This is a genomic window from Stenotrophomonas acidaminiphila, from assembly GCF_001431595.1.
Lineage (GTDB): Bacteria > Pseudomonadota > Gammaproteobacteria > Xanthomonadales > Xanthomonadaceae > Stenotrophomonas > Stenotrophomonas acidaminiphila.
The window spans coordinates 1-8333 of record NZ_LDJO01000077.1; the positions used below are offsets into that span (position 1 = coordinate 1).

An 8333-nucleotide genomic window follows, 5' to 3' on the forward strand; every position below is an offset into this window, starting at 1 on the left:
TACATGGTTCCGCTGGCGGACTGTCACCGGTAGAGTTTGAGAGGCGCTACGCGCAGAGCGGCGACTGAGTGTCTACGGAACTCTGGCCGGTCCATCCTTAGTTCTGCGTACCTTGCATTTATTCAAAAAAAATAGGCGGCCTCACAGCCGCCTATTAGACTCACTAACGGTCACTCAAACCCCTACAGGATTCGCCTTCTCCGGATCGATGTTGTACTGCTTGATCGCCCGAGCCACGTCCTTCGCGGTCATCTTGCCGTCCTTCGCCAGCGCGGCGATGGCGGCGTGGGCGATGTAGTAGCGGTCCACTTCGAAGAAGCGGCGCAGGTTGGCGCGGGTGTCGGAGCGGCCGAAGCCGTCGGTGCCCAGTACCGAGTAGGTCATCGGCACGAAGGCGCGGATCTGGTCGGCGTAGGCGCGCACGTAGTCGGTGGCGGCGATGGCCGGGCCCTGGCGGCCTTCCAGCAGCTGGGTGACGTAGGCCTTGCGCGGTTCGGCTTCCGGGTGGAGGCGGTTCCAGCGCTCGGCGTCGAAGCCGTCGCGGCGCAGTTCGTTGAAGCTGGGGCAGGACCAGATGTCGGCGGTGACGCCGAAGTCCTTGTCCAGCAGTTCGGCCGCGGCAATGGCTTCGCGCAGGATGGTGCCGCTGCCCAGCAGCTGCACGCGCAGCTCGCCCTTCTTGGGCTTGCCGGCATCGGTGAGCAGGTACATGCCCTTGATGATGCCGTCGGCTGCACCTTCCGGCATGGCCGGGTGGGTGTAGTTTTCGTTCATCAGGGTGATGTAGTAGTACTCGTCGACCTGGTCTTCCATCATGGCCTTGGTGCCATGCTGCAGGATCACCGTGACTTCGTAGCCGAAGGTGGGGTCGTAGCTGCGCACGTTGGGGATGCCGCCGGCCACGATGTGGCTGAAGCCGTCCTCGTGCTGCAGGCCTTCGCCGTTGAGCGTGGTGCGGCCGGCGGTGCCGCCCAGCAGGAAGCCGCGGGTACGCATGTCCGCGGCCTGCCAGGCCAGGTCGCCCACGCGCTGGAAGCCGAACATCGAGTAGTAGATGTAGAACGGCAGCATGGGCACGTTGCTGACCGAGTAGCTGGTGCCGGCGGCCATCCACGAGGCGATGGCGCCCGGCTCGCTGATGCCCTGCTGCAGCACCTGGCCGCTCTGGTCTTCGCGGTAGTACATGAGCTGGTCGGCGTCGACCGGCTTGTACTTCTGGCCGTAGGGGGCGTAGATGCCGATCTGGCGGAACAGGCCTTCCATGCCGAAGGTGCGGGCTTCGTCGGCGACGATGGGCACCAGGCGCGGGCCCAGCTCCTTGTCGCGCAGGCTGATGTTCAGCGTCTGCACGAAGGCCATGGTGGTGGAATAGGTGCGCTCGCCCGAATCCTTGAGCAGGCGCTCGTAGGTCTCGAGTTTGGGCGCGTTGAAGGACTTGTCGGCCTTGCGGCGGCGCTGCGGCAGGTAGCCGCCCAGCGATGCGCGGCGCGCCTGCAGGTACTGCACTTCCGGCGAATCCGGGCCCGGGTGGTAGAACGGCACCTGGCCGTCCTTGAGCTGTTCGTCGGTGACCGGGATGTTGAAGCGGTCGCGGAAGTGGCGCACCGCTTCGTCGTCCAGCTTCTTGGTCTGGTGGGTGGGGTTGAGCGCCTCGCCGGCGCTGCCCATGCCGTAGCCCTTGACCGTCTTGGCCAGGATGACGGTGGGCATGCCCTTGGTGTTCACGGCCTGGTGGTAGGCGGCGTACACCTTGTGCGGGTCATGGCCGCCGCGGTTCAGGCGCCAGATGTCGTCGTCGGACAGGCTGGCCACCATGGCGGCGGTTTCCGGGTACTTGCCGAAGAAATGCTCGCGCGTGTACGCGCCGCCGAAGGCCTTGCAGTTCTGGTATTCGCCGTCGACGGTTTCCATCATCAGCTTCTTGAGGACGCCGTTGGTGTCCTTGGCCAGAAGCGGATCCCAGTAGGACCCCCACAGCAGCTTGATGACGTTCCAGCCGCCGCCACGGAACACGCCTTCCAGTTCCTGGATGATCTTGCCGTTGCCGCGCACCGGGCCGTCCAGGCGCTGCAGGTTGCAGTTGACCACGAAGATCAGGTTGTCCAGGCCTTCGCGGCCGGCCAGGGCAATGGCGCCCAGGGTCTCGGGCTCGTCGCTCTCGCCGTCGCCGATGAAGCACCACACCTTGCGGTCGGACTTCTCGATCAGGCCGCGGTTTTCCAGGTAGCGCATGAACTGCGCCTGGTAGATGGCGGCCAGCGGGCCCAGGCCCATGGACACGGTGGGGGTCTGCCAGAAGTCCGGCATCAGCCACGGGTGCGGGTAGGACGACAGGCCGCCGCCATCCACTTCCATACGGAACTTGTCCAGCTGCTGCTCGTCGATGCGGCCTTCCAGGAAGGCGCGGGCGTAGATGCCCGGGGCGCTGTGGCCCTGGATGAACAGCAGGTCGCCCGGGTGGGTGTCGCTGGGCGCGCGCCAGAAGTGGTTGAAGCCCACGTCATAGAGCGTGGCGCCGGAGGCGAAGGAGGCGATGTGGCCGCCCAGGTCGCCCGGCTTGCGGTTGGCGCGCACCACGGTGGCCATGGCGTTCCAGCGGATGATGGAACGGATGCGCCATTCCAGCTCGGCATTGCCGGGGCTCTTGGCCTCCAGCTGCGGCTCGATGGTGTTGACGTATTCGGTGGTGGGGGAGAACGGCAGGAACGCGCCCGAACGACGGGTCAGCTCAACCATGCCTTCCAGCAACTGATGCGCGCGCTCGGGGCCCTCGACATCGATAACGGCCTTCAACGACTCGATCCACTCCTGGGTTTCCAGGGGGTTCGGGTCGTTGTTCAGCACTTCATTCAACCAGTTCATTGGCGCTCCCAGTTACGGCACGCACGCGCGCGCTTGTTCAGTAGTTTTGAGCCACAAAGTGTAGCGCACCCGCCCGCCCGCGAAGCTGGCTACGCCTGCGTATGGGCTTGCCGATCGCGGTGTCTGGCGGACAACACGCGACAGCGCGATGGCCGCCCGCGGGACAGCGGCGGACAGCCGCGGCGCCCTGCACTGGCTTGCCCGCACGCCCGGGCACCGGCGTCGGCAACGGCAGCGCGCGGCCACTGCGGCGCGTGGCGGCGGAACAGCGTGTCCCGCCGGCACGCCCTGCCGCGGGCATGCAGGCCAGGGCAACACTGCCGCGGCGGCGGGTCAGCGCGATGACAGCGGCCCGGGCCAGAGCTGCGGCAGGTTTGCGCACGGGTAGTTTTCGATATATCGTCATTGGCTTGTTCGATATATCGAAAACCCATGCCTGCCGCCTCTTCCAGCCCCCGCCAGCACCCCACCGCCCGCGCGCTCGGCCGTGGCGACCTGCGGCTGCTGCTGTTGGCGCTGCTTGGGCAGGCGCCGCGCCACGGGTATGAGCTGATCCAGCAGGTGGGCGAGATGTTCATGCACATGTACGTGCCCAGCGCCGGCTCGGTGTACCCGCTGCTGGCCGATTTCGAAAAGCAGCGCTGGGTGGTGGCCGAGGCCGATGGCGGCCGCAGGCGCTACCGCATCACCGCAACCGGGCTGGCGCAGCTGGCGCTGCACGCGGCCGAGGTGGAGGCGGCGCAGCGGCGCGCCCGTGAGCGCGCGCGCGCCATGGCCAAGGCCAGCCTGCCGCCGCCGGTGCGCGCGGCCATGCAGCGGTTGAAGAAGGCGCTGGTGGCGCGCAACGGCCGCTGGCAGGACGCCGATGCCGCGCACGTGGCCGCGCTGCTGGACCAGGCGGCCGCGCATGCGCACGGCGACGCGGCGAAAAACCGACTCTGACCCTACTTTTGACGAGCCATTCCCATGTCATTGCACGAAAACCGACGGATTTCCCTGACCCCGCGATTCCGCCAGCTGCAGGTGCTGCGCAGTGAGCGCCTGACCCCGCACATGCAGCGCGTGGTGCTGGGCGGCGATGCCCTGGAAGGTTTCGACAGCCCCGGGCCGGACGACCACGTCAAGCTGTTCTTCCCCAATGCGCAGGGCGCGTTCGTGCTGCCGGAGCTGACCGCGCAGGGCCCGCGCTACCCGGACGGGCTGGCGCCCTCGCCCAGCCGCGATTACACCCCGCGCCTGCACGATGCCGCGGCCGGTGAGCTGGTGCTGGATTTCGTGCTGCACGGCCACGGCGTGGCATCGGGCTGGGCGCTGCGGGCGCAGCCGGGCGATGCGCTGGTGGTGGCCGGACCGCGCGGGTCCTACCAGGTGGCCGACGACTACGACGCCTATGTGCTGATCGGCGACGAAACCGCGCTGCCGGCCATCGCCCGGCGCCTGGCGGAACTGCCGGAGCACGCGCAGGCCGAGGTGCTGATCGAGATCCCCGAGGAGGCCGACCGGCAGCCGCTGCCCAGCGCCGCGCAGGTGCGCGTGTCGTGGCTGGAGCGCAATGGCGTGGACGCGGCCAGCAGCACCCTGCTGGAGGACGCGCTGGTGGATTTCGAAGTGCCCGACGGCGATGCGTACTACTGGATCGCGCTGGAATCGCGGCGCGCGCGGGCGATGCGGCAGTTCTTTGCCGAGCACCTGCAGGTGCCGACGGACTGGATCCGCGCCACCGGGTACTGGAAGGCGCACCCCGGCGATGCCGACTGAGCCGCCCGCACCACGACGCCGCGGCAGGCGCCCGCTGCTATGCTGCGGGCAGTTGATCCGGTTGCCTGCCATGACCCCGCGCCCGCTGAACCTGCTGCTTGTTCCCGCCACCGCCGTGCTGCTCGCCGCCGGCCTGGGTGGCTGCCTGTCCACTCCCGGCCCGACCGTGGCCGGCGATGGCCGCTGCGATGCCTCGCAGCTGCAGTGGGCGGTGGGCCAGCCGGGCAACGAGGCCAACATGCGCCGGCTGGCGCGCGAGAGCGGCGCCGGGCTGGTGAATCCGATCGGCCCGGCCACCATCATCAGCCGCGATATCCGCCAGGACCGGCTGCGGGTGTTCCTGGACGCGGACAACACCATCACCGCGGTGCGCTGCGAGTAAGCGCCCCGCCGCACCACGAGCGACAGACGACGAACGAGCAAAGGCCCGCCCCCGGCGGGCCTTTTGCGCATGGGCGATGCGACAATCGCGCCCGGTCATGACGGAACAGGCGGCAACGTGGGCAAGCTGACGATGGCGGTGATGGATACCCTGCAGGCACGCGTGGCCGACGATGGCCAGTGCGATGCGCTGCTGGCCGGGTTTGCGCAGCCGCAGGCGCTGCGCGCGCCGCTGCGGGCGCTGGTGCAGGCGCAGCAGCAACTGCTGCAGGCCGAGCACGAAGTGGCGCAGGTGGCCGACGTGCTGCGCCGCGACCAGAAGTACGCACCGGCCGGGCGGCCGTCGATCCATATCGTGCAGCTGCGCAAGCAGCAGGCGGCGGCAAAGCAGGTGATGCTGATCGCGCGGCAGCGGCTGGCGCAGGTGGCGCAGACCTTCGTGCAGGCCAGCGGGCTGGCGCTGAAGCCCAGGCAGTCGCCGAGCGAGGCGGTGGTGGCGTGGCTGCAGGCGCTGCGCTGAGCCACCGGCGCACCACGGCGCTGCGCCGATGCGGCCGCGATGAAAAGCACAAGGCCCGCCATTGGCGGGCCTTGTGCGTATTGCCGGCCGGAACGTGCCCGGTGGCGGCTTACTCGGCCTTCGGGATCGAGGCTTCGGTGGTGATGCGCACCTTGACCTCGTCGCTGACCGCCGGGGCGTAGGCGCCCACGCCGAAGTCGCTGCGCTTGAGGGTGGTGGTGGCATCGAAGCCCACCGACGGCAGCTTCAGCATCGGGTGTTCGCCGGCGCCGTTGATGGTGACGTCCAGGGTGACCGGCTTGGTGGTGCCCTTGACGGTCAGGTCGCCGGTGACGGTGAGCTTGTTGGTGCCGGCAGCTTCGACCTTGGTGCTCTTGAAGGTGGCGGTCGGGAACTTGGCGGCGTCGAAGAAATCGGCGCTGCGCAGGTGTTCGTCGAACTTGGCGGTGAAGGCGTTCAGGCCCGACAGCGGCAGGGTCACTTCCACGCTGGACTTGCTGACGTCGGCGGCGTCGTAGACCAGGGTGCCGTCGGCGTTGCCGAAGTGCGCGCTCGGGTTGGAGAAGCCCATGTGGGTCCACTGCACCAGCACGTCGGTGTGGGTCGGGTCGAGCGTGTAGGTGCCGGAAGCGACCTGGATCGGGGCCACTTCAGGCGCGGCCGGGGCGGCGGCTTCGGCCGGGGCGGCAGCGGTGGTGTCGGCCGGGGCGGCCGGGGCAGCGGTGTCGGCCGGCTTGGAGCAGGCGGTGATGGCGGCGGCCAGGGCCAGCGGGAGCAGCAGCTTGGTGACGGTGGACATGGGTGTCTCCTGGGATGCGGGATGAGAAGGCGGGAGCGGTCTTTTCAGCATGCCGGCGCACGCGCGACGGCGCCGGGGTGGAGCGGTCAAACGATACGCGCGGCTTCGTCGAAGGACAGGCGCGGCAGGCGCGGGAACACGCCGGACGGATCGCCATGGCCCAGGTTGACGAGGAAGTTGGACTTGATGGCGGTGCCGGCGAAGAAGGCGGCGTCGACCTTGGCGTTGTCGAAGCCGGACATCGGGCCGGCGTCGAGCCCCAGCGCGCGCGCGGCCATCATCAGGTAGGCGCCCTGCAGGCTGCCGTTGCGGAAAGCGGCCTCGTGGCGGCCTTCGCGCGGGCCGTCGAACCAGGACTTGGCGTCGGTGTGCGGGAACAGGTACGGCAGCTTTTCGTGGAAATCCTCGTCGTAACCGACGATCACCGTGACCGGCGCGGCCAGGGTCTTGGCCAGGTTGCCTTCGGACAGGGCCGGGGCGAGCTTCTGCTTGGCTTCGGCGGACTTGACGAACACGAAGCGCGCCGGCGTGGAGTTGGCCGCGGTCGGGCCCCACTTCAGCAGGTCGTACAGCGCGCGCAGCTGGCTGTCTTCGACCGGGCGGTCCTGGAAGGCATTCTGGGTGCGCGCGGTGCGGAACAGCTGGTCGAGCGCGGCATCGGCAAGAACATCAGACATGGAAACTCCGTGATGGATTGGCTACGGTCGTGGCCTTGTGCGGGCAAGCCCCGGACAATGCCACCGCAGCAGAGGGCGCAGTGTAGGGCGTCGCGACTGTTGCAACACCCGGCCTGACTGAAACGAATTAATGCCACACGCGAAACGATCGACGCTTCCCTGGACGATCACCGACGGCCGCGCCGGCAACGTGCGCCAGGCCGTGGCGTTGGCTTCGGCGCTGCGCCTGGGCGGCCAGCAGCGGCTGCAGCTGGAGCCGCGCGCGCCGTGGCGCTGGCTGGCGCCGCGCACCCTGCCCGGCGCCGCACGTGGGTTTGGGCCGACCTTCGAACAGCTGGCCACCGGGCCGGCACCGGCGCTGGCGATCGGCTGCGGCCGCCAGGCGGCCGGCGCGCTGCGGGTGCTGGGCGGGCGTGGCACGCGCACGGTGCAGATCCTGGACCCGCGCATCAACGCCCGCCACTGGGACCTGGTGGTGGTGCCCGAGCATGACCGCCTGCGCGGCGGCAACGTGCTGACCCTGCTGGGCAGCCTGAACCCGGTGACCGACGACTGGCTGGCCTGCGGCCGCGCCGCGTTCGCCAGCTTCGAGCAGTTGCCCGGGCCGCGTACCGCGCTGCTGGTGGGCGGCCCCACCGACCATGCGCCGTGGCAGCAGGCGGAGATCGTGCCGGTGCTGCGCGAACTGGCCGCGCGCATCCGCGCCGAGGGTGGCAGCGTGCTGGCCACCACCTCGCGGCGCACGCCGCGGCCGGTGACCCAGGCGCTGCTGCATGCGTTCGATGACGTGCCGGGGGTGATCTGGAGCGACGGGGGCGACGGCAGCAACCCGTATGCCGGCCTGCTGGGCTGGGCCGACCGGGTGGTGTGCACGCCCGATTCGGTGAACCTGCTGTCCGAGGCCTGCGCCACCCGGGTGCCGGTGGGCGTGCTGCTGGGCCAGCGCGCACAGGCGCGCATGCTGCGCTTCCAGCGCGCCCTGCGTGCGCGCGGGCGCCTGCTGGACGGGCTGGACGCGCTGCAGGCCGATCCGCTGCAGCCGATCGAACCGCTGCGCGAAACCCCGCGCATCGCCGCCGAGGTGAAGGCGCGGCTCGGCCTGTAACCCTTCTTTACGCCGCCCCTGCAAGGATGCGCCCCGATGATCCCCCGCCTTCCCGCGCTGTTGGCCCTGTGCGTGGCCACGCTGGCACCGGCCGCGGCCGCGCAGCCGCCGGCCTGCGCCCCACGCTACCCGCCGCCCACCACGATGGCGGCGATGTTCGACATGGCCGCGCTCACCGCCGACACCCTGGATGCCCTGCCCGGGGTGGACGTGGCCATTGCCGCGCGCGGC

8 protein-coding genes and 1 pseudogene are annotated in these 8333 nt (G+C 69.6%); 6 read left to right on the plus strand and 3 right to left on the minus strand.

The features are described from left to right. Positions 1-174: 174 nt before the first annotated feature. Positions 175-2862, minus strand: a complete 2688-nt coding sequence (gene aceE / locus ABB33_RS16775) for a pyruvate dehydrogenase (acetyl-transferring), homodimeric type (protein ID WP_056932841.1) — start codon at positions 2860-2862, stop codon at positions 175-177. A gap of 432 nt (positions 2863-3294) precedes the next feature. On the opposite strand from aceE, the gene ABB33_RS16780 reads away from it, so the two are divergent. The 4 genes from ABB33_RS16780 to ABB33_RS16795 all read left to right on the plus strand — a co-directional run bounded on the left by ABB33_RS16780 (position 3295) and on the right by ABB33_RS16795 (position 5521). Further along, entirely contained in the window at positions 3295-3804 is a 510-nt protein-coding gene (locus tag ABB33_RS16780) for a PadR family transcriptional regulator (protein WP_056932842.1), read from the plus strand. A gap of 24 nt (positions 3805-3828) precedes the next feature. Next, complete coding sequence (locus tag ABB33_RS16785) at positions 3829-4620, plus strand: siderophore-interacting protein (protein WP_056932843.1); 792 nt, start codon at positions 3829-3831, stop codon at positions 4618-4620. Between the two features lie 70 nt (positions 4621-4690). Continuing rightward, positions 4691-5002, plus strand: a complete 312-nt coding sequence (locus ABB33_RS16790) for an I78 family peptidase inhibitor (protein ID WP_056932844.1) — start codon at positions 4691-4693, stop codon at positions 5000-5002. Between the two features lie 117 nt (positions 5003-5119). Continuing rightward, the gene (locus ABB33_RS16795; protein ID WP_056932845.1) at positions 5120-5521 is read left to right on the plus strand and encodes a hypothetical protein; all 402 of its coding nucleotides are present in this window, start codon (positions 5120-5122) and stop codon (positions 5519-5521) included. A gap of 109 nt (positions 5522-5630) precedes the next feature. On the opposite strand, the gene ABB33_RS16800 is transcribed toward ABB33_RS16795, so the two are convergent. Then, positions 5631-6320 (minus strand): YceI family protein, encoded by a 690-nt coding sequence (locus ABB33_RS16800; RefSeq protein WP_082595147.1) that lies wholly within the window; start codon positions 6318-6320, stop codon positions 5631-5633. 86 nt (positions 6321-6406) lie between these two features. Further along, positions 6407-6997, minus strand: a complete 591-nt coding sequence (locus ABB33_RS16805; protein ID WP_056932846.1) for a malonic semialdehyde reductase — start codon at positions 6995-6997, stop codon at positions 6407-6409. A 130-nt stretch (positions 6998-7127) separates the two neighbouring features. On the opposite strand from ABB33_RS16805, the gene ABB33_RS16810 reads away from it, so the two are divergent. Together ABB33_RS16810 and ABB33_RS16815 are read left to right on the plus strand one after the other, a co-directional pair. Beyond that, positions 7128-8102 carry a mitochondrial fission ELM1 family protein gene (locus ABB33_RS16810; RefSeq protein WP_056932847.1) on the plus strand — a complete coding sequence of 325 codons (975 nt, stop codon included), beginning with the start codon at positions 7128-7130 and terminating at the stop codon, positions 8100-8102. 36 nt (positions 8103-8138) lie between these two features. Next, positions 8139-8333, plus strand: a pseudogene (locus ABB33_RS16815) (DUF2145 domain-containing protein); the annotation flags it as partial.